Here is a 25,739-nt window from a genome sequence, read left to right as displayed (position 1 = left end):
TGGAGACAGTCGGTCCGATCAGGATTGGCCCGCGCCCGCCGGAGCGGTCGCGCGGAACAGGGAAACGGAAGGCGGGGTCAGGCCCGCGCCGGTCAGAGGCGAAGTCTGGGCCAGGGTCAGTGCGCGGGACTGCACGCCGGCCTCGGCGTCCACGCCGTCGACCGGATCGCACAGCGAGGCCAGATAGCTGGGCTGGTCGCCGAACACCGCGCCGCGCCGGCCGTGCTTGTCGTAGGTCAGCGGCAGGGTCATGCGCGCGCTCTCGATGCCCAGGCCGCCCTTGTCGTCCAGCGCCATCATCTCGTGCATGCACATCTTGCCGGGCTCGACGCACATGTTGACCACGGCGTTGAACAGGCCGGGCTCGACCGAGCCGAACAGCATCACCGGCGCGTTTTCGCTGGGGCGCTCCAACTGCAGATAGCCGGCGCGGTCAAGCGAGCCGCCGCTGGCGCGCACGCGAGACACCCAGCTCTCGAAGCCGGCGGGCTCCAGACCGTGGAAGTCGAAGCGCATGCCCGAGAAGCCCGAGCCCGAGTAGTTGGCCGAAAAGCCCTTGTACTCGCCCGGACGATTGATCACCGCGTGCAGCGTCGTCTGCATGCCCGGCATGGCGTAGATCTGCCCCGCCAGCGCCGGCACGTAGAAGGAGTTCATCACCGTGGACGAGGTGATGCTGAACTGGATCGGACGATCCACCGGCGCCGCCAGTTCATTGACGGTGGCGATGCCGTACTCCGGGTAGATGAACAGCCACTTCCAATCCAGCGCCACCACGTTGACCTGCAGCGGGCGCAGCGTCTCGGGCGCGGCGCGGCCCGGCTCGATCCGATCAAGCGGGCGATACGGGTCCAAGAGGTGGGTGCCCGCCCAGGTGATGGCGCCCAGCGCGATGATGATCAAAAGCGGCGCGCCCCAGATCGCCACCTCCAGATGGGTCGAGTGGTCCCAGTCGGGACGGTAGTCCGCATCCTTGTTCGACTGGCGGTACTTCCAGGCGAAGAAGACCGTCAGCGCCATCACCGGAATGATGATCAGCAGCATCAGCAGCGTCGATACGACCAGAAGGTCGCGCTGCTGGGCGGCCACGTCGCCCGAGGGCGCGAGCACCACCGCATTGCACGCGGACAGCAGCGCGAACGCTGGCAGGAGGATCAGCGGCTTGAGGCGCCGCAGGGCGATTCCGAGGGAAGGTTTCGGCATGGTGGCGGCGCCATAATGGGTTCTTCGCGACCGCGACATTGGACAATCTGCCCTATCTCTTTTCTGGACGTTTGGCCGCATCAGGCGCTTTACATACACCACCCCGGCGCGCCCGTCCGCGCCGCATGACGAAAACGGAGCGGTCATCCCATGAGCGCCACAACGGGATCGGCGTCCTCGACGTCGCTCGATCGCGACGCCACGCAGATCAACGCCCGCCACGGCAAGGTGGACGCCGGCGAGATCGCCATCGGCGTCATCATCGGCCGGGCGTCGGAGTTCTTTGACTTCTTTGTCTACGCCATCGCCTCGGTGCTGGTGTTTCCGGCGCTGATCTTCCCGTTCGCGGGTCCGCTGCTGGGTACGCTTTATTCCTTCGCCATCTTCGCCCTGGCCTTTGTGGCCCGGCCGATCGGCACCATCATCTTTATCTGGATCGACGAAGCCTTCGGGCGCGGGGCCAAGCTGACCATCGCCCTGCTGCTGCTGGGCGTATCGACCGTGGCCGTCGCCTTTCTGCCCGGGTATGCGACGCTGGGCGGCTGGTCGATCATCCTTCTGGCCATCCTGCGCATCGGACAGGGGATCGCGCTGGGCGGCACCTGGGAAGGGCTGGCTTCGCTGCTGGCGCTGAACGCGCCGGAGAACCGCAAGGGCTGGTGGGCCATGATCGGCCAGATCGGCGCCCCTATCGGCCTGATCGTCGCCTCGGCCCTTTTCGCCTATTTCGTGTCCCTGCTGTCCCAGGCCGACTTCCTCGACTGGGGCTGGCGCTATCCGTTCTTTGTGGCGTTCGCCATCAACGTCGTGGCGCTGTTCGCCCGCCTGAGGATTTCGGCCACGCCGGCGTTTGTGGAATCGTTCGAAAGCCGCGAGCTGCAGCCGACGCCCGTTCTGCGCACCGTGCGGGCCGAGGGCCGCAACATCGTGATCGGCGCATTCGCGCCGCTGGCCAGCTTCGCCCTGTTCCACATGGTCACGGTGTTCCCGCTGTCCTATGTGCTGCTCTACACCGACGAGCCGCCCGCGCGCTTTCTGGTGATCGAGTTGATCGGCGCGGTGGTGTGCCTGTTCGCGGTGATGCTGTCGGGCGTGCTGGCCGACCGCTATGGCCGCCGCAACCTCCTGGCCATCACCGCCGGCGCCATCGCCGCCTTCAGCGGCTTTGCCCCCACCCTGCTGTCTCAGGGCGAAGTGGGCGGCGTGATCTTCATGATGGTCGGATTTGTGCTTCTGGGCCTGTCGTTCGGCCAGTCGTCGGGCGCGGTGGCGTCGAACTTCACCCAGACCTACCGCTACACCGCCTCGGCCTTCACCTCGGACCTGGCCTGGCTGTTCGGCGCCGGCTTCGCGCCCTTGGTGGCGCTGGCGCTGACGTCGCGGTTCGGCCTCCTGTCAGCCGGCGCCTATCTGCTGTCGGGCGCGGCCGGCACGCTGATCGCGCTGTGGATCAACAAGGAGATGGGCCGCACCCGCCGCGAGGCCGCGCGCGCCGCCCAGACCGAGGCTACCGCGGAATAGCCGCGGCTCCCGTTCTGAACGTCAAAGGCCGCCGCGGTCGTCGCGGCGGCCTTTTTCTTGGGCCTCAGTCGACGCCGATCTCCATCCACATCGACAGGGTCCGACCGGGTTCCAGAACGACCAGGCCGCTGTCGCTGCTGCGACGGGCGTGCACCGCATCCGGCCGGTGCGTCACCGGCTCGACGCAGCAGAACGGCCCCCCCTGCGGCGCATAGACCTGCACCCATCGCGCATTGGGCGAGGCGTCCAGCCGGATCACCCCTTCGTCGCTCGACAGCTCCGCCTCGCCGTTCCACCCGCCGTAGCAGTGATCCACAGCCGGCGCGTCTTCCATCCTCGGATTGGCCGACCAGTCGAACACGGCCGAGGGCGGTCCCACCCGCGCCGGAATGTCCTTGTCGTCCAGCAGCCAAACCGCATCGGTGTTCAGCCGCAGACGCGTCTGCTCGCCCTTCGGGAAATACGGATGAAGCCCCAGCCCCGCCGGCATCGACGCCTCATCCCGATTGCAGACGGACAGGTCGATCCGCAAACCCCGCTCGGACAGGGCGATGGTCTGCACCGCCTGATAGCGCCACGGCCAGGCGTCCGCTTCGTGGTCAAGCACCAGGGTGATCGCGTCTTCGCTCTGATCCTCGATCGACCATGCGCTCAGCCAGCCTTGGCCGTGCAAGGCGTTGGGCGCAAAGGCGTCCAGGACGGGCAAGGAGACGCGGCGTCCCTCGAACTCGAACTCGCCCCCGGCGATGCGGTTGGCGAACGGAACCAGCGGAAAGCACGCGGTCAGCAGCGGGTCGGTTGCGCCCTCCGCCGTCGGTCGCAGAATGGGGCGATCATGCCGGGTCAGACCGGTGATCGCGCCGCCAAGCTCGGGCCGCACGCCCGCGCGCCACTGTCCGGATCGAAGATGGATCATGGCGTCAGTATAGGCTTGGATCCGACAGGCCTCAACGCGAAGCGCGCCGCTCCCTAGCGCAGCCCGCCGCCCAGCGCGATATAGAGAGCCACGGCGTTTCGGAGCTCCTCCGCCCTCAGAGTGGCGATGGCCTGATCGGCGCTGAACAGTTCTCGGCGGGCCTCCAGCACATCCACCGCGGCGACTTCGCCGACATCGAACCTCAGCTGCGCCAGCTCCAGCCGCCGCCCCTGGGCGGCCCGGCTGGCCGCGAGCGCACGGCGCTGCTCGGCCAGGAAGCGCCTCGCCGCAAGAGCGTCCGAGACCTCGCGGAAGGCCGTTTGCACGGTTCGCTCGTACTCCGCCAGCGCCACGCGTCGCCCGGCGTCCTCCGCCGCGATCTGTGCGCGGCGACGACCTGCGTCGAACAGGGGCTGCGTCAGACTGGAGGAGACCGACCAGTAGTCCGACTCCGACGAGAACAGCCGGCTCAACTCCGGACTGGCGAAACCAAGGGCGGCCGTCAGGCTGATGGTGGGAAACAGCGCCGCGCGTGCGGCGGCGACATTGGCCTCGCTCGCGCGCAAGGTCTGCTCGGCCTCCAGGATGTCCGGCCTCGCCAAAAGAAGTTCGGAGGGCAGTCCGGCCGAAACCGTTTCGACAATGCGCTGATCGTCCAATGGCAAGCCCCCCGGCAAGTCGGGTGATGGCGGCGCGCCGACCAGCAGCTGCAGCAGGTTCGCCGCCGCGGCCGACTGGTTGTCGATGTCGGCGAGCTGCGACTGGGCGTCGGTCAGGAGCGCGATCTCCTGCTGCACCTCCAGGTCCGAACCCTCGCCCTCTTCAAACAGGCGTCGCGCGAGATACAGGGAGCGTTCACGGCTGGCGATGGCGTCCAGCGCGAGCCTCCGGCGCTCTTCCAGCTCGCGCCCCGTCAGGTAGGCGTCGGCCAGATCGGCCACGAGGCTCAGCTGAAAGGCGCGCTGGGCTTCGACCGTGGCGAGGTATTCGGCCAGGGCGGCGACTTCCAGGTTGCGGACCCGCCCCCAGAAATCGAGTTCGAAGGCGCTGAGGCCCAGACCCACGCGATACTGCTCGCCGCCGCCGGACTGTCCCGACTGGCCAGAGCCGCCCTGCGCGCCCTGGCCATTGCCGAAGGAGGCTGAGGCGTTGGCGTCGATGGTCGGCACGCGATCGGCGCGGGCGATGCGGCGCAGGGCCGCCGCCTCGTCGATGCGAGCGACGGCGGCGCGAAGATCGCGATTGTTCTCCAGCGCCTGTTCGATCAGGCCGAGCAGGCGCGGGTCGCCGAAGAAGTCGCGCCAGGCGATCTCGGTCGCTCGCGGCCCGTTGCCCGGCTCCGCGATCGGCGCATAGGCGACGGGTACGCCGGGTTTGACGGGCGAGGGCGTGGGAACCTGCGCGCAACCGGCGAGCACCGCGCCGCAGACCAGAAGATGAAGCGGCCTGATCATGACGGCTGTTCCTTCGCCTCTCCGCCGCCCTTGTCATCGCCGCCGCCCTCGCCTTCGCCGTCGGCCTCCGGCGTATCCGCCTCCTGCTGCTCCAGCTCGCGTCGCACGGCCTCGGGATCCGGCGTGAACCGACCCAGCAGCACATAGGCGACAGGCACCAGAAACAGCGTCAGCAGTGTGCCGACCAGCAGGCCGCCGGAGGTGACCACGCCCAGCATCTGGCGCGCCTCGGCGCCCGCGCCGCTTTCCAGCACAAGCGGAACAGCCCCAAGGATCGTCGCCACGCTGGTCATCAGGATCGGCCGCAGCCGCAACGCCGCCGCGCCGGTCGCGGCCTCCCGCACGCTCTTGCCCTCGGTGCGCAGCTGGTTGGCGAACTCGACCAGCAGGATGGCGTTCTTGGCGACCAGTCCCACCAGCAGGATCAGGGCGATCTGGGTGTAGATGTTCAGCGTCAGCCCGAACGCCCACATGGTCAGCACGCCGCCGGCCAGCGCCGTGGGCGCCGACAGCAGGATGATCAGCGGGTGCACGAAGCTTTCGAACTGACCGGCCAGGATCAGATAGACCAGCACCAGCACCAGGCCGAGGATCAGATAGATGGAGGCGCCCGTCTCCTGAAAATCCAGCGCCTCGCCGATGTAGCCGATCTGGGCCTCGGCCGGCAGCTCCTCTTCCGCGATGGTCTCCAGCTGCGACACGGCGTCGCCCAACGATGCGCCCGGTCCCAGGTTGCTCTCAAGCGAAATGGACGTCTGACGGTCGAGGCGGTTCAGCTCCCGTACCGCGCCGCGTTCCTGCAGGGTCACCACGGCGGACAGCGGCACGAGCCGGCCCACGCCACTTGGGTCGTTCGCGCCCGCCACTCCCGCCAAAGGCTGCGCCGCCACGCCGGAGACGCCGCTGGAGTCCGCGCCTTGGGCGCCGGCCGAACCAGCGGAAGACCCGGCCGATGACATGGCGCCGCCGGCGGTGGTGGACCTGACGTAGGTGTTCTCCAGATCGGACGGCAGGTCGCGGTCCGATCGTTGGGCCTGGACCACCACCTCGTATTCTTCGCCCCGCTCGATATAGCGGGTGACCTGAAGCGAGCCGAACATCACCTGCAGGGCGTCGCCGATGGAGGCGGAATCGACGCCCAGCGCCGCGGCCCGGCCCCGGTCGATGGTCACCGCCAGCTCGGGCCGCGTGTCCTTGTAGTCGAGGTCGGGGTTCTGCAACCCCGGCACGCTTTCGGCGCGGCCGAGCAGGGTCTCGGCCCAACCGCGCACCTCCTCGCGCTCCAGCCCGCTGAGCACGAACTGCAGCTGCGGCCCGCGCCTCTGCTGGCCCAGCGTCGGCGGCGAGGTGGCGAAGGCGCGCACCCCCGTGATCCGGCGCAGATCGCCCTGCAGCTGCTGCTCGAAATCCTCCTGGCTCAGGTCGCGCTCGCCCCAGTCGGACAGGCGCAGGATCAGATTGGCGATGTTGGTCTCGACCGAGCCGCCATAGCCGGGCGTGATGATGGCCAGCACCGAGGCGACGGGCCTCTTGCGCGCCTCTTCCTTGTTCTTTTCCTCGTCCTCGCCTTCGGCGCCTGCCGGCCGCGCCATGTATTTGGCCTGGATGATGCGCTCGATCTCGGCGACCTTGGCGGCGGTGTATTCGAAGCTTGCGCCCTCCGGCGCCTCCACCTGGATCCGCAGCGCCGCGCGGTCCTCGTTGGGCGCCACTTCGCGTGAGATGGTCATGAATGCGGTCACGCCGACGCCGATCAGCACGGCGGTGGCGATCAGCGGAACCACCGGTCGCTTGATCGCGCGCTCCAGGACGCGGCCATAACCGTCCGAGGTCTTCTTCAGCCCCTTTCCGGTCCAGCGGGCGATGCGGCCGGGCTTTTCTTCCTTCGCGAACAGCTTGGATGACAGCATTGGCGCCAGCGTCAGGGCGGCGGTGGTCGAAAAGGCCACAATGGCGGCCAGCACCACCGCGAACTCGCGGAACAGCCGCCCCACATTGCCCGAGATCAGTCCCAGCGGCAGGATCACGGCGACCAGCACCGCGGCGCTGGCGAAGGTGGCGAAGCCCACCTGGCGCGTGGCGCGCAGCGCGGCGATCGGCATCGGCTCGCCCTGCTGCTGACGCCGCCGCACATTCTCGACGATCACCACCGCGTCGTCGGTGGTCAGGCTGATCGCCAGGATGATGGCCAGGATCGTCAGGACGTTGATCGAATAGCCCAACGTCCAGGCGATCAGGAAGGCGGGGATGACCGAGGCCGGGATTGTCAGGGCCGGAATGATGGTGGCCTTCCACGACCCCAGGAACAGCCAGATCACCACCACCACCACCGCGATCACCTGGGCCAGGGTGGTCGCCACGTTGCGGAGCGTCGCCGAGATGAAGACGCTTTCGTCGTAGTCGATGGTCATCTGCACGCTGCGCGGAATCGCCTCGCGCACGGCGTCCAGCTCCTCGCGCACGCCGGCGGCGACCTCCAGGGTGTTGGCGTTCGACTGGCGCACCACGCCCAGGGCCACGGCTTCGGCCCCGTTGGAGCGAAGGCCCGTGCGGTACTCCTCGACGCCGACCTCCACGGTCGCGATGTCGCCGAGGGTGACGCGGTCGCCGCCGTCATCCCTCAGGACCAGCTGGCGAAACTCGTCGGCGTCGGCGAAGCGGGTCTCGGCGCGGATGGAGATGTCCTGCTGGCCCGTCTCGATGCGGCCGGCGGGCGTGGCGATGTTTTCGGCCTCCAGCCGCTGGATCACGTCGGTGGCCGTTACGTCGCGCGCCGCCATGGCCGCCCGATCCAGCCAGATGCGCATGGCGTAGGTCTTCTCGCCCCCGATCTGGACGCGGGCCACGCCCGGCACCACCCCGATGCGGTCGGTGATCAGCCGGTCGGCGATGTCCGTCAGCTCCGGCGGCTTCAGCTCGCTGGAGCGCAGGGTGATCCAGATCGTCGGCTGGTCGTCGGCGTTGGCCTTTTCGATGATCGGCTCTTCCACGTCGTCCGGCAGGTCGTTGCGCACCGCCGAGACCTTGTCGCGGATATCGGCGGCGGCGGCGTCGATGTCGGTGCCGGCCACGAAGTCGATGTTGATCGAGGAGGACTCATTGCGGCTCTGCGACTGGATCTGACGCACGCCCTCGATGCCGGACAGGTTGTCCTCGATGACTTGGGTGATCTCGCGCTCGACCACTTCGGAGGCCGCGCCGATGTATTGGGTGCGCACCGACACCGTGGGCGGGTCGATGCTGGGATACTCCCGGATCGGCAGGGCGAAGATGGCGAACAGGCCCAGGGCGACCAGAAGAAGGTTCATCGCCGCGGCGAGGATCGGCCGCTCCACCGACAGGTCGAACGGGCTGCGCTTGTCGCTCATCGACCCGCCTGCTGCGACCCGCCCGCTCCGACGGCTCGCTGGCAGCGTTCTTCGGCCTGCCGGTTCTGCTCCTGCTGGCGACGCTTTTCATCGCCGTCGCCCTTCTTTTTCTGGTCCGCGCCTTCGCCCTTCTTTTTCTGGTCCGCGCCTTCGCCCTGCTGCTCTTGGCCGCCGCCCGGCTGCTGTCCGCGCTCGACGATGGGCTGGCCCGTGGCCAGTTCCTGGAAGCCTTCCACCACCACGGCGTCGCCGGGCTTCAGCCCTTGCAGGATCTCGAGCCGGTCGGCCTCGCGCTGGCCGACCTGCACCTCCACCCGCTCGGCGCAGCCCTGCACGGCGCGATAGACGAACTGCACGTCGCCGCGCACCTGCACCGCCAGCGGCGGCACGGTCACGGGCTGCTCCACCGTCTCCGTGGTGATGCGCACGTCGGCGAGCATGCCGGCCCGCCACAGGCCTTCATCGTTGGGCAACCGCGCCTGCACCTCCAGCGTGCGCTGCGACGCGCCCAACCGGCTGTCGAAGCCGGTCACCTCGCCGCGAAACACGCGGTCGGGATAGGCCGGATTGCGCGCCTCGATCGCCGCGCCCACCCGAACCTGCGAGATCTGCCGCTCAGGCAGGGTGAAGCGCAGCTTGACCGCGCGCGTGTCGTCCAGCGACACCAGTTCGTCGCCCGGCTGCACCAGGGCGCCGGGGCTGACTTCGCGCAGGCCCACCGCGCCCGAGAACGGCGCCCGCACCACCGTGTCGTTCAGCAGGGTCCGCAAGGAGGCCGCGCGCTGGTCCGCCGCCTGGACCTGACGACGCAGGTCGTCGACCTGCCCGCGCGCCACCGCGCCCTCGTCGACCAGCCGCTGCAGTCGCGCCAGCCGCCCGCGCAGTTCGGCCGCATCGGCCTGGGCGGCGTTCAGGTCGGCGGCTTCCTGGTCGGATTCGAGGCGGAACAGCACCTGTCCCCGGCTTACCCGCTGACCGTCCGAAAAGCCCACGGAAACGATGCGCCCGGCGGCCTCGGCGGTGATCACCACCGACTCGGCCGCCTCGACATTGGCTACCGCCTCCACCGTCCGCGCCAGGGGATCGCCCCCGGCTCGGGCCAGCACCACGGTCGTCGGTCCGCCCTGCTCCGCGCCCTGCGCCTCCTCGCCGCCGCCGCGCAGGCGGACCAGCAACAGAACGGCGACGGCCAGCACAAGGAGCCCGCCGACGATCAGCGCCCACCGCCGCCAGGTCCTGCGCCTCATGCCGGAGCCAGGATCGCGCCAAGGATGATCATCAGCCCCTCCGTCATTCCGCCCGAAGCTTGACAACCTCCGTAGGCCGTTTCGGTTTCGGCGGAACGCGAGGTTTCTGTCGCCGACGCCTGCATTGTGACAGGCCTGGCCGGCGTGGCGTCCGCGTCGATGCGGCCGCGTCGCTAGACGATTCCGCCCCGGTCCATGCGCACCACGTCTTCCGCGATGGCGGCGATGTCGCGCGGATCGTGGGACACCAGAATGATGGGCGTCCCGCCGGCGTCCCTCAGCCTGGCGATATAGGGGATCAGGGCGTCGCGACGGCCCGTGTCCAGCCCCGAAAACGGTTCGTCCAGAAGAAGCAGTCGTGGATCGGAGCACAGGGCGCGGGCGATGGCGACGCGGCGCATCTCCCCGCCGGAAAGCGACGCTGGCCAGCGACGTTCGAAACCCTTCAGGTCCAGCATGTCCAGGATGGGGGCGACGGGGACGGGATCAGGAGCGAAGCGTCGGCCGAAGGCGATGTTGTCGCCCACCGTCATGTGCGGAAACAGCCGGCCGTCCTGGAAGACGTAGCCGATCCGGCGCTGGTGCGACGGCGGGTTCAGCCCGGTGTCCGTGTCTATGATCGCGGCGCTGTCCAACCTCAGGCGCAGCCGTTGCGGGGCCAGCAGCCCGGCCAGGGCATGCAGCAGCGTGGTCTTTCCCCCGCCCGACGGCCCGACCAGCGCCAGCACCTTGCGGTCGGTTTGGAAGGTCGCGTCGATGCGGAAGCCGCCCCGCTCGGCCACGACATGGCAGTCGATGCTCATGCCGCCTGACGCGCCCTGTGCAGGCGACGATTGCACGCCTCCGCCGCGAGAATGGCGGCCACGGCCACCGCCACCGAGATCACCGCCAGGCGCACCGCCGACGTCTCGCCTTCCGCGCGCTGCAGCGACGCATAGATGGCGACCGGCAGGGTCTGGGTTTCTCCCGGAATGGAGCCGGCGAAGGTGACGGTGGCGCCGAACTCTCCGAACGCGCGCGCAAAGCCCAAGAACGCTCCGGCCACGATGCCCGGCGCGGCCAGCGGCAGGGTGATGCGCAAGAAGACCTGCCAGGGCGCGGCGCCCAGCGTCGCCGCCGCCTGCTCCAGACCTCGATCCACGGCCTCGAACGACAGGCGGATCGGGCGCACCACCAGCGGGATGGCCATGACGGCGGCGGCCAGCGCCGCGCCCGTCCAGTGAAAGGCCAGGGTCACGCCAAAGGTCTCGCGCATCCAGGCGCCTGCCGGCCCCTGTGCGCCGAACACCAGCAGCAGCACCAGACCCGTCACCACCGGCGGCAGCACCAGCGGCAGGTTCACCAGCGCCTCGACCAGCCACCGGCCCGGAAAGCGCCCGCGCGCCAGCAGCCATGCCAGCCCGACGCCGAGCGGCGCGGTGACCAGCAGGGAGGCGGCGCCGACCCGCAGCGACAGCAACAGGGCCTCGACCTCGAACGGAGTCAGGGGACCGAACACCTTCAGTCGCCGTCCAGGTTCGCCAGTCGCCGCAGCGCCGGTTCGGCCGCCGCCTCCAGCACCGTCTCCAGCTGCTGGAACTCGCGAAGCACCGCCTCGCCCGACGAGGTCAGGCGCGCGCCGCCGCCGCCCACGCCCCCTTGGCTGGTTTCGATCAGCCGCTGTCCGACGGCGCGGCTCGCCTCGTCCAGCAACTGCCACGCGCGGCGATAGGAGACGCCCGCCTTTCGCGCGGCGGCGGACAGGGAGCCTTCGTCGCGCACCGCCTGCAGCAGTCGAACCTTGCCCGGCCCGATCGCGCCGTCCGCGCCGCGCAGGCGAAACCACAGCTCCAGCGGCTGGCCGCTCACCGGGGCGGACCAAAGCCCGCGGCGTCGAACACCGCGCGAGCCTGCGGCCCTTGCAGATAGCCCAGGAAGGCGTCGGCGCCCGGCTTGCCGTCCTTCACCAGGGCGGCGGGATAGACGATGCGCGGCTGCTGCTCCGCCGGCGGCGTCAACACCACCCGAACGCCCGGCGCGCCGATCGCGTCGCTTCGATAGACCACGCCCAGAGCCGCCTCGCCCCGCTCCACGAACGTCCGCGCCGCGCGGACGTCGGCGGCGGTGACGATGTGCGGCTGAAGCGTCTCCCAGCGGCCGACGCCCTGCAGCCAGGTGCGGGCGTAGGCGCCGGCCGGCACGCTTTCGGGATCGCCGATCACCAGCTTGCGGTCGCCGTTCATCACCCACGCCAGGGGATCAGCGATGTCCGGCGCATCGTCGCCCGCGACCACCACCAGGATGTTGCTCAACAGGTCCCGGCGCGTGCCGGGCCTCACGCGACCCGATTGCTCCAGCCTGTCCATCCAAGGTTCGTCGGCCAGGATGACCACGTCGGCGGGCGCGCCGGACTGGACCTGCCTCGCCACGGCGCCGCTTCCGGCGAAGGACAGGCGAACCGATTGACCGGTCTCGCGTTCGTAGCTCGCGGCCACGCTTTCCAGCGCGTCCGTCAGGGATGCGGCGGCGAACACGGTCAGCGGCTCGGCCGGCGTCTCCGCCCTGGGGGTGCAGCCGACCAGCAGGGCGGCGGCGAATAGGCCCAGCAGGGCGCGTCTCTGTGTTACGAAAGAAATGGCTGGGCTCCCCGAAACGGATCGCTATGTTCAATCCAGCATGACGGTGGTGATCTCTTCTGACAAGCCGCGCCCGCGCGGCCTGGGCGCCCAGGCTCTGATCGACCCTTTCGGGCGTGTGATCGACTATCTGCGGGTGTCGGTGACCGATCGCTGCGACCTGCGCTGCACCTATTGCATGCTGGAGAAGCAGACCTTCCTGCCGCGCGCCGAGCTCTTGACCATCGAGGAGCTGGATCGGCTGTGCTCGACCTTTATCGGCCTGGGCACGACGCGGCTGCGGCTCACGGGCGGCGAGCCCCTGGTGCGCAAGGGCTTCATGGACCTGGTCGCCGGCCTGTCGCGGCATCTGCGCGAGGGGCGGCTGAAGGAGCTGACCCTCACCACCAACGGCACGCAGCTGGCTCGCCATGCCGAGGCTCTGGCCCGCTACGGCGTGCGACGGGTCAATGTGTCGATCGATACGCTCGATCCCGACGCCTATCGCCGGATCACGCGCGGCGGCGACCTGGCCGGCGTGCTGCAGGGGCTGGAGGCGGCCAAGGCGGCGGGGCTCCAGGTCAAGATCAACGCCGTGGCGCTGAAGGACGACAACGCCGAACAGCTGGCCGACATGATCGCCTGGGCCCACGCCCGCGACATGGAGATGACGCTGATCGAAACCATGCCGCTGGGAGAGATCGAGGCCGACCGCACCGACCAGTTCCTGTCGCTGGCCCAGGTCCGCAGCCAGCTCGAGCAACGCTGGACCCTGACGCCGATGGTGCGGCGCACGGGCGGGCCGGCGCGCTATGTCCGCGTCGAGGAGACCGGCGGCGTGCTCGGCTTCATCACCCCGCTCAGCCACACCTTCTGCGAGGCCTGCAACCGGGTGCGGGTGACCTGCACGGGAACCCTGTTCCTGTGCCTGGGCCAGGAAGAGCAGACCGATCTGCGCTCGGTGCTGAGGTCCAGCGACGACGACGCCGTGCTGGAGGCCGCGATCCGCGAGGCGATCCGACGCAAGCCGCGCGGGCACGATTTCGAGATCTCCCGCCGCGGGGCCGCGCCCGCCGTGGCTCGGCCCATGTCGATGACGGGAGGCTGAGATGGCCAGGGTGACGCTGTTCGGCGCCTTTCAGGACATGGCCGGCTGGCGCACGCGCGAGGCGCCGGCCCAGACGCTGGGCGGATTGCGCGAGGCCTTGGCAGCCGAATATCCTCCGTTTGCCGAACGCCTGGCGCATCCCAGCACCATGGTGATCATGAACGGGGCCATTGCGCCACGCGGACAGCATGCCGACGACACCCCTTTGTCGCCCGACGACGAGGTCGGGTTCGGCCCGCCGGTCAGCGGGGGCTGAGCGCATGATCCGCCTTGCCGACCGGCCCATCTCGGCCGGCGACCTGCTGAGCGAGTTCTGCGCCGGCCGCACGGACGCCGGCGCCGTGGTCAGCTTCACCGGCCTGACGCGCATGCAGACCGCCGGCGCCACGGTGTCGCGCCTGACGCTGGACGCCTACCCCGGCTTCACCGAGGCGGTAATGGCCGGGATCGAAGCGGAGGCGCGCGCCCGCTTCGACATTCAGGACGTGCTGGCCGTACACCGCTGGGGCGCGCTGGAGGTCGGAGAGCCGATCATCTTCGTGGCCGTCGCCGCAGAACATCGCCGCGCCGCCTTTGAGGCCGCCGACTATCTGATGGACCAGTTCAAGACCCGCGCGCCCTTCTGGAAAAGGGAAGACGGCCCGGACGGCGCACGCTGGATCGAAGCCCGCCCGCAGGATTATGCAGACCTCGCCCGCTGGGCCGAGACGGAGACCGCCGAATGACCTACACGCTCGCCGCTGCCCCCCTGCCCTCGCCGGGCGGCCGGCTGATCGATGCGCCCATCAAGCCGGTGCGCATCGCGGTGCTGACCGTGTCGGACACCCGCGACCAGGACAGCGACACCTCCGGTCAGATCCTGGCTGACCGGGTGATCGAGGCGGGGCACGCCTGCGCCGCCCGCGCCATCGTCGCCGACGATGTCGAGGCCATCCGCGCCCAGGTTCGCGCCTGGACGTCCTCTGGCGAGATCGATGCGGTGATCACCACCGGCGGCACCGGCCTGACCGGGCGCGACGTGACGCCCGAGGCGCTGGAGCCGCTGTTCGACAAGCGCATCGACGGCTTCTCCGTCATCTTCCACACCGTCAGCTACCAGACGGTGGGCCTGTCGACGCTGCAGTCGCGCGCCACGGCGGGCCTGATGGACGGGGTGTTTGTCTTCTGCTTGCCGGGCTCCAACGGTGCGGTGCGCGACGGCTGGGACAAGGTGATCCGCTGGCAGCTCGACAGCCGCCACCGCCCCTGCAACATGGTCGAGCTGATGCCGCGCCTGAAGGAGCGGTGATGGGCGAACTGACCCACATCGACGCGGACGGCCGAGCCCGGATGGTGGACGTCTCCGACAAGGCGACCACGACGCGTGAGGCGCGGGCCGAAGGGCGACTGGTCATGCAGCCCGAGACGCTGGCGCTCGCCCTGTCCGGCGGCGGCAAGAAGGGCGACGTGCGCGCCACCGCCGAGATCGCCGGCGTGATGGCCGCCAAGCGAACCGCCGACCTGATCCCCATGTGCCACCCGCTGATGCTGAGTTCGGTCAAGGTGATGGTCGAGCCGTCCGAGAACGAAAGCGGCCTGACGGTCACGGCGACCGTGCGCACCACCGGTCAGACTGGGGTAGAGATGGAGGCCCTGACCGCCGCCAGCGTCGCCCTGCTAACGCTCTACGACATGCTGAAGGCGGTGGATCGCGGCATGTCCATCGAGGCGGTGCGGCTGCTCGCCAAGTCGGGCGGCGCCTCGGGCGACTGGGTGCGCGCGTGAAGCTGCCGACCGTAGAGGCAGCTCTCGCCCTGATGCTGGATGCGGTGCGGCCCCTTCCGCCCCAAGATACGCCGCTGGCTCAGGCCGACGGCCGCTGGCTGATCGAGGACGTGACCGCTACGCGGGATCAGCCGCCGTTCGACGCCTCGGCCATGGACGGCTGGGCGGTGCGGAGCGACGACGTCGCGTCTGGAGCGGTGCTGGACATCGTGGGCGAAAGCGCGGCGGGACATGGGCTGGACGCCGTGATCGCGTCCGGCCAGGCTGCCCGTATCTCGACCGGCGCCGCCTTGCCGCCCGGCGCCGATCGGGTGGTGATCCAGGAAGAGGCGGATCGACAAGGCGACTGGGTCGTGCTGCGCGCCTCGGCCGACGGTTCCCGCCATGTGCGCGCGCGTGGCTGCGACTTTCGCGAGGGCGAGGTGCTGCTGCGGGCCGGCTTGCGCCTGAACCCCTGGCGCATCGCCCTGGCGGCCTCGGCCGGGCGCGCGATCCTGCGCTGCGGGCCGGCGCCGCGCGTAGCTATCCTCTCGACCGGCGACGAACTGGTCGAGCCGGGCCAGTCGGCCGGCCCGCACCAAATCTACAACTCCGGCGCGCCGTCTCTGAGCGCCTTTGTGTCGCGACACGCGGGCGCCGCTCAGGTGCTGCCCTCGGCCGGCGACGACGTGGAGACCATAGCCCGGACGATCGCCGAGGCGCATTTCGACCTGCTGGTCACGGTGGGCGGCGCCTCGGTCGGCGATCACGACCTGGTCAAGCCGGCGGTGCGGGGCCTCGGGGGCATGCTTGCGGTCGAGGGCGTCGCCATGCGGCCGGGCAAGCCGGTCTGGTTCGCGCGCCTGCCGGACGGCCGCCCCGTGCTGGGCCTGCCGGGCAATCCGGCCTCGGCCCTGGTCGGGGCCGAGCTGTTCCTCGCGCCTCTGCTGGCGGCGCTGCAGGGCGGCCGGGCCGAGAACCGGTTCGAGACCGCCGTGCTGGGCGTCGGCCTGTCCGCCAACGGCCCGCGCGACCATTACGTCCGCGCGGAGGCGAGCCCCGGACCGGACGGCGCCCGGATCGTGCGCCCCTTCGCCGATCAGGACTCCTCGCTGGTCACCGTCATGGCCGCCGCCAACGCCCTGATCCGCAGGCGTCCGCACGCCCCGGCGGCGCAAGCGGGCGAGGTGGTGGAGGTGCTGGGTCCAACGCTGTAGGCCCAAACGTCACGGAAGGCGCGCCAGGTCTTCCGGCCGATCCACGTCGAAGACGACGCCGGGGTCATCGGTGAATACACTGGCCACGCGAGGCCCCAGCGCCGCCAGCAACGACTTCGCGCCCTGATCTTCCGTCAGTTCGCCCAAGGCGTCGAACACGTCTCGCGCAAAGGCGACCGGGTGCGCCGGGCCGTGCGGCGAGACCGTTCGCGCGGCGACATGCGGCCCGTCCAGGGCGTCCAGCAGTTGGTCCGCCAACCCCTCCGGAATGGCCGGCATGTCGCCGAGGAAGACCACCATCTTCTCCGCATCGGGCGGCAGGCTCCGCACGCCTGCGGCCAGCGAGGCGCCCAAACCCTGGGCCCAGTCCGACGCCGGCACGATCCGCAGGCGGGGGTCCCCTGCCGTATCCGCCGCAGCCGTCACCGCCGCCGCATCGGCGCCGACCACCAGCACGACCTCATCCACCCTTGCGGCGAGGGCGCTTCGCACGGCCGCCAGCACCAGCGGTTCGCCTCGCCAGTCGGCCAGCAGCTTGCCGCCGCCGAACCGGCGCCCTGCCCCGGCCGCCAGAACCACCGCATGACGGCCCGTTCTCATCGCAGGCTGGCGATGATTTCGGCCGTCACCGACGCAGCCACTTCGGCAGGCGACCGAGCGCCGATCGCGAGCCCGATGGGCGCCTTGAGGCCCATCAGCGCCGCATCGCCGACGCCGTCCGCGCGCAGCCGCTCCAGCCGTTCGGGCAGTCGCCGGCGGGCGCCCAGCACGCCGACATAGCCGGCGTCGGACAACAGCGCCGTCTTCAGCACCGCGTGATCCAGATCGCCCTCGTGCGTCGCCGTGGCCACGGCCGTCCAGGCGTCCGGCTTGAGGCGCGACAGCAGCCCCTCCGGCTCCTCCCGGCTGTAGGTCACATCGAGCGGCGGTGGAGCCTCGGGTCCCTTGGGTCGGCACAGCACCACCGCCCAACCCTGCGCCATCCCGGCCGCCGCGATCGCGAGCGCGAAGGCGTCGCTGCCGAACACGATCAGCCGTTTGGGCGGCGCATAGGGCCTGCCGCAGCTGTCCGGCCCGGCCTCGCCTTCATCGCCAAAGGTCCTTCGCTGCCCGTCCGAGACATAGACGCCCGCCCGCCGCTGAACCCACGCCTCGCGCAGCGCCGTCAAGGCGCCGTCGTCGGGCGCCAGCCGTTCGACGAGAAGCTCCAGCCGGCCGCCGCAGGGCAGTCGCGCATCCACGAACGGGCTGCCGCGGCCATAGACCAGACGACGGGGCTCTCCGCTGGCCAGGGTCTCGCGCGCATGCAGGGCCACGTCGGCCTCGATGCAGCCGCCCGAAAGAAAGCCGCCCATGTCGTCGGCGGTGACCACCATCTGGGCGCCCACGCCGCGAGGCCCGCCGCCCTCCGCCGCCACTATGGTGACCAGGGCAAAGGCCTCGCCGCGATCCGCCGCCGCGAACATGCGCGGGCGCATGTCGTCTTCCAGACCCGCCGGATACCAGTCGCTCATGTGGATCCAATCATCTTCAAACGGCGCCTTGATGGCTCGCTCCGAAGCTCGGCAAGGAACACGCCTGCATTCCGACCGTTGCCCTTACAGCCACCACCAACGGATTTCACAATGCTGACCGCGCACAAACTGCCCCTGCCCTACGATCCCGCCGACGAGGAGATCGAAAAGGACGAGGCCGAGACCAATCAGGAACTGATCGAGACCATGCGCGAGATCCAGCAAAAGGTGCTGGACGACAGCGGTCATGCCGAACGCAGCGTCCACGCCAAGAGCTACGGCATCATCGAGGGCGAGGTGAAGGTCTTTGACGATCTGGCGCCGATGTATGCGCAAGGCATCTTCCAGCCCGGCGCGACCTATCCCGTCGTCATGCGCATCTCGGCCATTCCCGGCGACATCCTGCCCGACGAGATCACCGCGCCGCGCGGTCTGTCTCTGAAGCTGTTCGGCGTCGAGGGCGCACGCCTTGAGGGGTCGGAAGGCGACACGACCCAGGACTTCGTGATGGTTAACGGCCATCACTTCCAGGTGCCCAGCGCAAAGGCCTTCCTGGCCAATCTGAAGATGCTGGAGAAGACCACCGATCGCGTCGAGGGCGTGAAAAAGGCGGCCTCGGTGGTGAACCGCGCGCTGGAGCAGGTGCTCGAGGCGTTCGGCGGCGAGAGTGCGAACCTGAAGGGTTTGGGCGGCGCCCCGATGACCCACCCGTTGGGCGACACCTTCTACAGCCAGGCCGCCTTCCGCTACGGCGACCATGTGGCCAGGTTCGCAGTGGCGCCGGTCGATCCGGCCCTGGTCGCGCTTCACGACAAGTCCGTGGACATCAAGGGCCGCGACGACGGCTATCGCGAGCTGGTGATGGAGCATATCGCCGCCCATGGCGGCGAGTGGGACATCCGCGTGCAGCTTCGCACCGATCGGGACATGCCGATCGAGGACGCCTCCAAGGAGTGGTCACAGGACGACAGCCCCTACGTTCCCGTCGCCCGCATCACCGTCAAGCCGCAGCCCGGCTGGTCGCAAGCCCGCTCCAAGACGGTGGACGACGGCTATTCCTTCAGCGTCTGGCACGGCGTCGAGGCGCACCGGCCGCTGGGTCGCGTCAATCGCGTGCGCAAGGACAACTACAAGGCCGCGGCCGAATTCCGTGGTCGCGCCAACGGCTGCCCGATGCACGAGCCCCGGTCTTGGCAGGGCCTGCCCGGCTGATCCGCGACTTGGCAGGCAGACAGGAAAGCCGCCGGATCGCTCCGGCGGCTTTCTTCATGTTCAGGCCGCTTCCGTTCGGCTCTGCATGGCCGAGCGGCTGAGGCGAACCGGCACCGCCTTGTAGGCCGGCGTGTGGGCCTTCTTGTCGTGGTGGGCGAGCGGCACCAGAGGATTGGCTTCCGGGAAATAGGCGCCGATGCACCCCTCAGGGATGTTGTAGGGCACGATGCGGAAGCCCTCGATCGTCCGCGTCACGCCGTCGTCGATGGCGGTGGTCAGGTCCACGAATTCGTCCTTGGCGAAGCCCAGTCGGGCCATATCCACCTCGTTCATGAACACCACCATGCGCGTGCCCTTCACGCCCCGAAAGCGGTCGTCGTAGCCGTAGACGGTGGTGTTGAACTGGTCGTTTGAGCGCAGCGTCATCAACTGCAGCACGTCGGCCTTGCCGAAGCTGTCGACGTCGCCGGCGAACATCTGGGTCGGCACGATGAAGTTGGCCTTGCCCGTGCGGGTGTTCCACTTGCGCTCGCGCGCCGCCAGCGGTCGCGCCACGCCGCCCGGATCGAACAGCCTCTCGCTGAAGTTCGGGAAGGTGGCGGGCCAGGTCTTCTCGATCGCCTGGCGCACCAGGCCATAGTCGCCGACCCACTCGTCCCAGGGAACGCGGGCGTTCGGCTCAAGCGTCGCCTTGGCGATGCCGGCCACGATGGCGGGTTCGGAGCGCAGATGGAGGCTGGCGGGTTTCACATGGCCGCGCGAGCCGTGATAGTGCGCCAGGCTGCTTTCCATCGACACGGCCTGACGCCCCGTGGCCTGCTCGTCGATCTCGATCCGACCCAGGCACGGCAGCACATAGGCCACCTGCCCGTGCACCACGTGACTGCGATTCAGCTTGGTGGCGATGGAGACCGTCAGGCGCAGCTTCTTCCAGGCCTCCTCCACCGCGCGCATCTCGGGCGCGGCGCGTATGAAGTTGCCGCCAAGCGCGACGAACGCCTTGACCTCGCCCGAGATCATCTTCTCGCAGGCCGTGACCGTGGTGGTTCCCTCATGGCGCGGGGGTTCGAAGCCGTACATGTCCTTCAGTACGTCGAGCGGCGCCAGTTCCGGCTTTTCGGTGATGCCCACCGTGCGCTGGCCCTGCACGTTGGAGTGGCCGCGCACCGGGCAGACGCCCGTGCCCGCCTTGCCGATGTTGCCGCGCAGCAGCAGCAGGTTAATCACCATCTGCACGTTTTGGACGCCCGCCACATGCTGTGTCAGGCCCATGCCGTAGATGCCCATGCAGCGATCGGCCTTGGCGTAGTCTTGCGCAACCCCTTCGAGCGCCTGCCGCGTCAGCCCCGACACCCGCTCGATCTCGCTCCAGTCCGCCGCGCGGCAATAGTCGGCGAAGGCCTCGAAGCCGTGCGTGTGTTCCTCGATGAAGTCGTGATCCAGCACCTTGCGGTTCTGCTTGTTCGCCGCCGCCGCCTTGATCGAGAAGCCGCTGTCGTCCTCGGTCTCTTCCAGAAGAGCGCCGCGGTCGGTGGCGTGCGCCTCGCCCTTGGCCGCCTCGGCGTCGTCCATGGCGATCAGCGCCTTGCACACGCCGGTCAGGGCCGCGATGTCGCCGCCGGCCCGCACCTGGTGGATCTGCGAGGCGATCTTGGTCTCGCCCAGCGTCAGCATCTGCTTGGGGCTCTGCGGATCGGTGAACCGTTCCAGGCCGCGCTCGCGCAAGGGGTTGAAGCCGATGATCCTGGCCCCGCGATCCACCGCATCCTTCAGCTGGTGCAGGATGCGCGGCGCCGAGGTGCCCGGATTGTGGGCGATGTAGAGCATCAGGTCGGTTTGCTCGAAGTCCTGAAGCGTGACGGTGCCGACCGACACGCCGATGCTCTCCGGCAAGGCCACCGAGGTAGATTCGTGGCACATGTTGGAGCTGTCGGGCAGGTTGTTGGTCCCATACATGCGCGCCATCAGCTGCCACATGTAGCTGGTCTCCAGCGACGCCCGGCCGCTGACGTAGAAGACCGTCTGGTTCGGATCGCCGCCCAGCGCCCGCAGTTCGCGCCCGATCTCCTCGAAGGCGCTTTCCCACGACACCTTTTCGTATTTGTCGGTCTCCGGATTCCACCGCATCGGATGGGTCAGCCGGCCCGCCTCTTCGAGGTTGTAGTCGAGCCAGCTCTCCAGCTCCGACAGGGTGTGCTTGTCGAAGAAGGCCTCGTCGGCGCGGTGCTTGGTCGTCTCCCACGCGGTCGCCTTGATGCCGTTCTCGCAGACCTCCAGCGGGTGCGGCTTGGCCGGTTTGCCCCAGGCGCAGGACACGCACATGAAGCCGTCCGCCTTGTTCTGGTGCAGCGTCGTCTCCGAGCCGCTGAGCGGCAGCTGCTCGCGCATCAGGATTTCGGCGACCGACTTGGCCGAGCCATAGCCGCCGGACGGGCCCTTGTACGGCTTGATGGTCGGGTTCTTGCTGGGTGCGGTCATCAGGGGCTCCTGCGAAGGTCTGGATAGAACAGGCTGGGCGGGTCGAGGATGCAAGCCTGTCGCCTGATTTCTTCGCCCTCGTCCGGTTGGATGTCGCGGCCTAGAGTGGCGCCATGACGCTTGCCGCCGCCGAAGAAGACGCCGAGGCCGCACCGGTGCTTGCCTGGAGCCGGAACGCGCCCCGACGTCGCTGGAGCCCCGCCGGATTCGAGAACGGCGAGCGACGGCTGGCCGAGGAAACCGCCGTGGCCATCGTGCACGACGCCTCGACCACCGCCGTGCTGATGGCGACGCCGCACGACATCGAGGATCTGGCGCTGGGCTTCAGCCTGACCGAAGGCGTCATCGACAGCCTGGATCAGGTGCGCGGGGTCGAGGTGGCGCAGTCGGACCTGGGGGTCGAGGCGCGTCTTTGGCTGACGCCGGATTGCGCCGGACGCCTGGCCGCACGGCGGCGGCGTATCGCCGGCCCGACGGGATGCGGTCTGTGCGGCATCGACAGCCTGGGCGAAGCGATCCGACCGCCTCCGCGCGTTACGCGGGACCTGAAAGTGACGCCCGATCAGTTGCTCGCGGCCATGGAGGATCTGTCGCAGGCGCAGGCGCTCGGCCGCGACACCCGCGCCGCCCATGCGGCCGGCTTCTGGACGGCGACGTCGGGCCTCGTCGCCGCGCGCGAGGATGTCGGCCGGCATAACGCCCTGGACAAGCTGGCCGGCGCGCTTGCCCGCATGGAGGCGGCGCGCGGCGGCGTCGTGCTGCTGACCAGCCGCGTCTCGGTCGAGATGGTGCAGAAGACGGCGGCCATAGGCGCGCCGGTGCTGTGCGCCGTGTCGGCCCCGACGGCGCTTGCCGTGCGCACGGCCGAGGCGGCGGGCGTGACCCTGGTGGCGGTGGCTCGCCATGACGGATTCGAGGTTTTCACGGGCGGCCAGAGGATCGCCTGGTGATCGTCGGACTGCTGCTTGCGGGCGGCCGATCCAGCCGCTTCGGCTCGGAAAAGGCGGTGTTCGATCTCGGCTCCGGCCTGATGATGGACGGGCCGCTCTCGGCCCTCGGCTCCGTCTGCGCCGCGACCGCCGTCTCGGCCCGACCGGGTTCGGGCGCACAGGCGCAGGCGGACATGCGAGGCCTCCCCTGTCTCCATGACCGGCCGGACGATCCGGAGGGGCCGCTCGCCGGCTTTCGCGTCGGACTGGAATGGGCGTCGGCCCAGGGCGCGGCCTGGCTGATGACCGCGCCCTGCGACAGCCCCCGGATCAGCGCGCGCGACACGCACGCCCTCCTCGAGGCGGTGCGAAGCGGAGCGGGCGCCGCCGTCGCCCTGTCGCCGCGCGGCCTTGAGCCGTTGCTGGCGATCTGGCCAGCGTCCCGGTCGCTCGACATCGTCGCCGCCGTGCTCGACGCGGGCCGCCATCCGCCCGTCCGCACGATGTTGGAGATGCTGGACGCGGTTCCGGTCACCGGCCATGACGGCCTGAACGTCAACAGGCGCGAAGATCTGCACGCCCGCTGATCCACACAGGTCCCTCGCCCTCCGCTCAGAACGTCAGGCCGACGCGCACGAACATCGACCGTCCGCTGAAGCCGAACGGCGAAATGGCGTTGTAGGGCTGCGTTCCTGCGTTGTCGGCGCCGTTCGACCCCGCCGCGACCGTGGCGACGGTTGAGGCGATGTTTTCGTCAGGATAGACGTCGAACAGGTTCTGCGCCCCCAGGCTGAGACGAACGGCGGGCGTGAGCTCCCAGCTGACTTCGAGGTCGGTCAGCCACTCGGCGCCGAACGTCTGGATCAGATCCGCATTGCCCGCCGCTCCGACCGGGACGCTTCGCACATCGTAGCCGGGCGTGAGCACGGCGATCTGCGCCGGTGTCCGGTTGGTCAACGCCACGGTGGACACCGCGCCGTAGCGCGTGTTGGTCAGCGAGATTCCCAGCGGGCCTCGAACGTAGTCGAGGTCCAGGGTGATCTTGTCGCCAGGCAGACTGTCCGAGAACCGCAGCTGCTGGGTCAGATCAAAGAGCGGCGTGGCGATGCCCAGCGCCGCGAGCGGTGCGGGCGTGCCGGCGATCCGGTCGAACTCGGTCTGGGTGTAGTTGCCCGCCAACGTGCCCGTCACGCGGCCTCCGTCGGCGAAGGCGCGCCTGTAGGCGATGACCAGATCCACGCCCTCCGTCGTCGTATCCACCGCATTGGTGATATAGGAGATGGCGCTGAAGTTGCCCTGTCCGTTCGCGGCCAGAAAGGCGGTCAGGCGCGGATCCTGGAAGGTCGAGGAAATCGCGATCCGGTCCTCGACCGCGATGCGATAGGCGTCGATCGTCGCCGTCAGCCCGCCACGATCGAACACCAAGCCGGCCGACAGATTGCGCGAGGTCTCCGGCTTGAGGTCGGTCGCGCCGACAAGGCGCGCGGCGGGACTATCGACGGCGGCGACACGAACGATCGCCTGTTGACCGTTCAGGATCAGGGTGTTCGAGGCGTTGTATCCCGACTGAGCCAGCGCGGGCGCCCGAAAGCCGGTGTTCCAGGAGGCGCGTCCAGCCAGCCCGCCAAACAGCTCCAGACGGCCCGCGATCTTGTAGTTGGTCGTGTCGCCGAAGTCGGAGTAGCGTTCGTGGCGAAGCGCGGCCTGGAGCAGCAGCCGGTCGCCGAACGCCTTCTGCACCTCACCGTAAAGTGCATGGCTGTGGCGATCGAGCGAGGCCGTGTCGTCTGGGCCGGCCGAGGGTCCCGGCTGGGCGCCGATCGGGGCTGGCCTTCCCGCGTTCGGTCCGTCGAGAATGGCGACGCCGCCACTTCGGAACCCGTCGAGGTCGCCGGACTGCAGGCCGTAGCTCTCCTGACGATATTCGACACCGAGCGCCAGTTCGACGGGCGCGCCCGAGCCGATGGCGATCTCTCTCGTCAGGTCGAGATTGGTCGTCCACTGGTCGAAGTCGGACGCAAGCCGATGGAACCGGGACGGCGACTCCGTTCCCAGGGAGACGTTGACGCTGTTGTCGTAATAAAGGTCCTGGGTGTTCCGCCCGAAGACGCTGGACAGGTCCCAGCCGAAGCCGATCAGGTCCTCGCCCCGGGCGCCGATGGCGACCGAGATGTTCTCCATTCGCGTGTCCAGCAGCGGCCGATATCCGTCGGGATAAACGGCGCGCAACGTCTCGTCCTGGCCGGCGCGGCGGAAGAAATACTCGATGTCGCCGTCCAGCCGATTGTAGCCCCCGAACGAATAAAGCTCCAGGCCGGGGGTCGGCAGCATGAGATTGTAGAAGACTTGGCGGTTGGTGTTCGGCTGGTCGCCAAAGCGGAACACGCGCCGATCAATCGTCGCCTCGCGCGGGTCCAGCCTGCCGTTCGAAGGGGTCAAACCGACGCCTGATCCATAGTTGCCCGAGATCGCGGTCGGCAAGCCGTTCGCGCCTGTCCCGAAATACTGCTGCCGGGTGTCCGGACGCGATCGATCCGTTCCCTCGTGCTCCTGCAGGGACGCGGTCAGGCGCAGCACGCCGCCATCGCCGATCTCGAAGCCCGACGACACGCTCGTTTCCCAAAAGGCGCCGTCGCCCTCGGAGGTGACGCCCGTTGTCGCCTGGGCCCGGCTTCCAACCGAGCCGTCCAGTATCAGGTTGATCACGCCCGAGATGGCGTCCGACCCGTACTGGGCGGAAGCGCCGTCGCGCAGCACCTCGGCGCGTGACAGCGCGAAAGAGGGAAGGGCGTTGAAATCGACCGAGATGTCGCCCCGCCCCACCCCGTTGCTGGCGTTGAGGTCCGCGGAAGTATGTCGCCGCTTGCCGTTGAGCAGCACAAGCACCTCGCCCGGTCCAAGGCCTCGCAGCGAGGGCGGCGTCAGATAATCGCCGACACCCGAACCCAGCGGCCGCGGGGTGTTGAAGCTCGGCACCTGCACCTTCATCATCTGAAGCAGGTCCACGCGACCGCTCTGTTGCAGGGCTTCGCGTGAGATCGCGTCGACGGGCGTGGTCGATTGCGTCGCGGTTCGGCCACCGAAGCGGCTGCCCGTCACCACGACCTCGTCCAGCGCGGCTTCGGCTTGATCACCGGCGACCGATGGCGCGACGTCCTGCGCGCTCGCGATACCCGTCATACAGGCAAGGGACGCCACGGAGGCGGGCAGCATCGTTCGAACAAGCATGAGGAAA

23 protein-coding genes are annotated in these 25,739 nt (G+C 69.2%); 10 read left to right on the top strand and 13 right to left on the bottom strand.

Annotated elements, in window-relative coordinates; translation table 11 throughout:
• Positions 1-18 precede the first annotated feature (18 nt).
• Complete coding sequence (gene cyoA / locus KY493_RS02520; RefSeq protein ID WP_255567982.1) at positions 19-1,203, bottom strand: ubiquinol oxidase subunit II; 1,185 nt, start codon at positions 1,201-1,203, stop codon at positions 19-21.
• A 150-nt stretch (positions 1,204-1,353) separates the two neighbouring features.
• Here cyoA and KY493_RS02515 point away from each other — a divergent pair, with 150 nt between their 5' ends.
• Positions 1,354-2,724 (top strand): MFS transporter, encoded by a 1,371-nt coding sequence (locus KY493_RS02515; RefSeq protein ID WP_219897427.1) that lies wholly within the window; start codon positions 1,354-1,356, stop codon positions 2,722-2,724.
• 64 nt (positions 2,725-2,788) lie between these two features.
• Here the strand turns inward: KY493_RS02515 and KY493_RS02510 are convergent, their stop codons facing one another.
• The 8 genes from KY493_RS02510 to modA all read right to left on the bottom strand — a co-directional run bounded on the left by KY493_RS02510 (position 2,789) and on the right by modA (position 12,222).
• The gene (locus tag KY493_RS02510; RefSeq protein ID WP_219897426.1) at positions 2,789-3,640 is read right to left on the bottom strand and encodes an aldose 1-epimerase; all 852 of its coding nucleotides are present in this window, start codon (positions 3,638-3,640) and stop codon (positions 2,789-2,791) included.
• 53 nt (positions 3,641-3,693) lie between these two features.
• Complete coding sequence (locus tag KY493_RS02505) at positions 3,694-5,094, bottom strand: efflux transporter outer membrane subunit (RefSeq protein WP_219897425.1); 1,401 nt, start codon at positions 5,092-5,094, stop codon at positions 3,694-3,696.
• Positions 5,091-8,462, bottom strand: coding sequence for an efflux RND transporter permease subunit (locus tag KY493_RS02500; RefSeq protein ID WP_219897424.1), 3,372 nt, complete (start codon positions 8,460-8,462; stop codon positions 5,091-5,093). Before KY493_RS02500 ends, KY493_RS02505 begins: the two co-directional genes overlap by 4 nt.
• Positions 8,459-9,709, bottom strand: coding sequence for an efflux RND transporter periplasmic adaptor subunit (locus KY493_RS02495; RefSeq protein WP_219897423.1), 1,251 nt, complete (start codon positions 9,707-9,709; stop codon positions 8,459-8,461). Before KY493_RS02495 ends, KY493_RS02500 begins: the two co-directional genes overlap by 4 nt.
• A gap of 173 nt (positions 9,710-9,882) precedes the next feature.
• A complete protein-coding gene (locus KY493_RS02490; RefSeq protein WP_219897422.1) occupies positions 9,883-10,512 on the bottom strand; it encodes an ATP-binding cassette domain-containing protein in 630 nt (209 codons plus the stop codon).
• Positions 10,509-11,207 (bottom strand): molybdate ABC transporter permease subunit, encoded by a 699-nt coding sequence (modB, locus tag KY493_RS02485; RefSeq protein WP_219897421.1) that lies wholly within the window; start codon positions 11,205-11,207, stop codon positions 10,509-10,511. The genes KY493_RS02490 and modB overlap by 4 nt, the downstream gene beginning before the upstream one ends.
• 2 nt (positions 11,208-11,209) lie before the next feature.
• Entirely contained in the window at positions 11,210-11,557 is a 348-nt protein-coding gene (locus tag KY493_RS02480; protein WP_219897420.1) for a winged helix-turn-helix domain-containing protein, read from the bottom strand.
• The gene (modA, locus tag KY493_RS02475; protein ID WP_219897419.1) at positions 11,554-12,222 is read right to left on the bottom strand and encodes a molybdate ABC transporter substrate-binding protein; all 669 of its coding nucleotides are present in this window, start codon (positions 12,220-12,222) and stop codon (positions 11,554-11,556) included. The genes KY493_RS02480 and modA overlap by 4 nt, the downstream gene beginning before the upstream one ends.
• Positions 12,223-12,364: 142 nt before the next feature.
• On the opposite strand from modA, the gene moaA reads away from it, so the two are divergent.
• The 6 genes from moaA to glp are packed head-to-tail and all read left to right on the top strand — an operon-like array spanning position 12,365 to position 16,371.
• Positions 12,365-13,411: a GTP 3',8-cyclase MoaA gene (gene moaA / locus KY493_RS02470; RefSeq protein WP_255568106.1), complete on the top strand. Its 1,047-nt coding sequence runs from the start codon at positions 12,365-12,367 to the stop codon at positions 13,409-13,411.
• Position 13,412: 1 nt separating this feature from the next.
• A complete protein-coding gene (locus KY493_RS02465; protein WP_219897417.1) occupies positions 13,413-13,667 on the top strand; it encodes a MoaD/ThiS family protein in 255 nt (84 codons plus the stop codon).
• Positions 13,668-13,671: 4 nt separating this feature from the next.
• Positions 13,672-14,136 (top strand): molybdenum cofactor biosynthesis protein MoaE, encoded by a 465-nt coding sequence (locus KY493_RS02460; RefSeq protein ID WP_219897416.1) that lies wholly within the window; start codon positions 13,672-13,674, stop codon positions 14,134-14,136.
• Positions 14,133-14,699 carry a molybdenum cofactor biosynthesis protein B gene (gene moaB, locus KY493_RS02455; protein WP_219897415.1) on the top strand — a complete coding sequence of 189 codons (567 nt, stop codon included), beginning with the start codon at positions 14,133-14,135 and terminating at the stop codon, positions 14,697-14,699. Before KY493_RS02460 ends, moaB begins: the two co-directional genes overlap by 4 nt.
• A complete protein-coding gene (gene moaC, locus KY493_RS02450) occupies positions 14,699-15,175 on the top strand; it encodes a cyclic pyranopterin monophosphate synthase MoaC (protein ID WP_219897414.1) in 477 nt (158 codons plus the stop codon). The genes moaB and moaC overlap by 1 nt, the downstream gene beginning before the upstream one ends.
• Complete coding sequence (glp, locus tag KY493_RS02445; RefSeq protein WP_219897413.1) at positions 15,172-16,371, top strand: gephyrin-like molybdotransferase Glp; 1,200 nt, start codon at positions 15,172-15,174, stop codon at positions 16,369-16,371. Before moaC ends, glp begins: the two co-directional genes overlap by 4 nt.
• A 9-nt stretch (positions 16,372-16,380) precedes the next feature.
• Here glp and KY493_RS02440 read toward each other — a convergent pair whose 3' ends face one another.
• Entirely contained in the window at positions 16,381-16,971 is a 591-nt protein-coding gene (locus tag KY493_RS02440) for an NTP transferase domain-containing protein (protein WP_219897412.1), read from the bottom strand.
• Entirely contained in the window at positions 16,968-17,885 is a 918-nt protein-coding gene (locus KY493_RS02435) for an XdhC family protein (RefSeq protein WP_219897411.1), read from the bottom strand. Before KY493_RS02435 ends, KY493_RS02440 begins: the two co-directional genes overlap by 4 nt.
• Before the next feature lie 111 nt (positions 17,886-17,996).
• On the opposite strand from KY493_RS02435, the gene KY493_RS02430 reads away from it, so the two are divergent.
• The gene (locus KY493_RS02430; RefSeq protein ID WP_219897410.1) at positions 17,997-19,097 is read left to right on the top strand and encodes a catalase family protein; all 1,101 of its coding nucleotides are present in this window, start codon (positions 17,997-17,999) and stop codon (positions 19,095-19,097) included.
• Positions 19,098-19,157: 60 nt separating this feature from the next.
• Here KY493_RS02430 and KY493_RS02425 read toward each other — a convergent pair whose 3' ends face one another.
• Positions 19,158-21,575, bottom strand: coding sequence for an FdhF/YdeP family oxidoreductase (locus KY493_RS02425; protein ID WP_219897409.1), 2,418 nt, complete (start codon positions 21,573-21,575; stop codon positions 19,158-19,160).
• Between the two features lie 113 nt (positions 21,576-21,688).
• Between KY493_RS02425 and fdhD the strand changes: the two genes are divergently transcribed.
• The gene (fdhD, locus tag KY493_RS02420) at positions 21,689-22,525 is read left to right on the top strand and encodes a formate dehydrogenase accessory sulfurtransferase FdhD (protein ID WP_219897408.1); all 837 of its coding nucleotides are present in this window, start codon (positions 21,689-21,691) and stop codon (positions 22,523-22,525) included.
• The gene (locus tag KY493_RS02415; protein WP_219897407.1) at positions 22,522-23,091 is read left to right on the top strand and encodes a molybdenum cofactor guanylyltransferase; all 570 of its coding nucleotides are present in this window, start codon (positions 22,522-22,524) and stop codon (positions 23,089-23,091) included. The genes fdhD and KY493_RS02415 overlap by 4 nt, the downstream gene beginning before the upstream one ends.
• Before the next feature lie 25 nt (positions 23,092-23,116).
• On the opposite strand, the gene KY493_RS02410 is transcribed toward KY493_RS02415, so the two are convergent.
• The gene (locus KY493_RS02410) at positions 23,117-25,684 is read right to left on the bottom strand and encodes a TonB-dependent siderophore receptor (protein WP_219897406.1); all 2,568 of its coding nucleotides are present in this window, start codon (positions 25,682-25,684) and stop codon (positions 23,117-23,119) included.
• Between the last annotated feature and the right edge of the window lie 55 nt (positions 25,685-25,739).

This window comes from Brevundimonas sp. PAMC22021 (assembly GCF_019443405.1).
Lineage (GTDB): Bacteria > Pseudomonadota > Alphaproteobacteria > Caulobacterales > Caulobacteraceae > Brevundimonas.
The sequence above is the reverse complement of the archived record's forward strand: the minus strand, read 5'-3'. Positions and strand labels throughout refer to the sequence as shown.

Bases quoted from the DNA above. Each gene is read 5' to 3' on its own strand.
- KY493_RS02410 (WP_219897406.1), bottom strand. From the start codon at position 25,684: ATGACGGGTATCGCGAGCGCGCAGGACGTCGCGCCATCGGTCGCCGGT.
- moaC (WP_219897414.1), top strand. From the start codon at position 14,699: ATGGGCGAACTGACCCACATCGACGCGGACGGCCGAGCCCGGATGGTG.
- KY493_RS02500 (WP_219897424.1), bottom strand. From the start codon at position 8,462: ATGAGCGACAAGCGCAGCCCGTTCGACCTGTCGGTGGAGCGGCCGATC.
- moaA (WP_255568106.1), top strand. From the start codon at position 12,365: ATGACGGTGGTGATCTCTTCTGACAAGCCGCGCCCGCGCGGCCTGGGC.
- KY493_RS02495 (WP_219897423.1), bottom strand. From the start codon at position 9,709: ATGAGGCGCAGGACCTGGCGGCGGTGGGCGCTGATCGTCGGCGGGCTC.
- KY493_RS02435 (WP_219897411.1), bottom strand. From the start codon at position 17,885: ATGAGCGACTGGTATCCGGCGGGTCTGGAAGACGACATGCGCCCGCGC.
- KY493_RS02465 (WP_219897417.1), top strand. From the start codon at position 13,413: ATGGCCAGGGTGACGCTGTTCGGCGCCTTTCAGGACATGGCCGGCTGG.
- cyoA (WP_255567982.1), bottom strand. From the start codon at position 1,203: ATGCCGAAACCTTCCCTCGGAATCGCCCTGCGGCGCCTCAAGCCGCTG.
- KY493_RS02505 (WP_219897425.1), bottom strand. From the start codon at position 5,094: ATGATCAGGCCGCTTCATCTTCTGGTCTGCGGCGCGGTGCTCGCCGGT.
- KY493_RS02510 (WP_219897426.1), bottom strand. From the start codon at position 3,640: ATGATCCATCTTCGATCCGGACAGTGGCGCGCGGGCGTGCGGCCCGAG.
- KY493_RS02430 (WP_219897410.1), top strand. From the start codon at position 17,997: ATGCTGACCGCGCACAAACTGCCCCTGCCCTACGATCCCGCCGACGAG.
- fdhD (WP_219897408.1), top strand. From the start codon at position 21,689: ATGACGCTTGCCGCCGCCGAAGAAGACGCCGAGGCCGCACCGGTGCTT.
- KY493_RS02440 (WP_219897412.1), bottom strand. From the start codon at position 16,971: ATGAGAACGGGCCGTCATGCGGTGGTTCTGGCGGCCGGGGCAGGGCGC.
- KY493_RS02515 (WP_219897427.1), top strand. From the start codon at position 1,354: ATGAGCGCCACAACGGGATCGGCGTCCTCGACGTCGCTCGATCGCGAC.
- KY493_RS02460 (WP_219897416.1), top strand. From the start codon at position 13,672: ATGATCCGCCTTGCCGACCGGCCCATCTCGGCCGGCGACCTGCTGAGC.
- KY493_RS02425 (WP_219897409.1), bottom strand. From the start codon at position 21,575: ATGACCGCACCCAGCAAGAACCCGACCATCAAGCCGTACAAGGGCCCG.
- KY493_RS02490 (WP_219897422.1), bottom strand. From the start codon at position 10,512: ATGAGCATCGACTGCCATGTCGTGGCCGAGCGGGGCGGCTTCCGCATC.
- moaB (WP_219897415.1), top strand. From the start codon at position 14,133: ATGACCTACACGCTCGCCGCTGCCCCCCTGCCCTCGCCGGGCGGCCGG.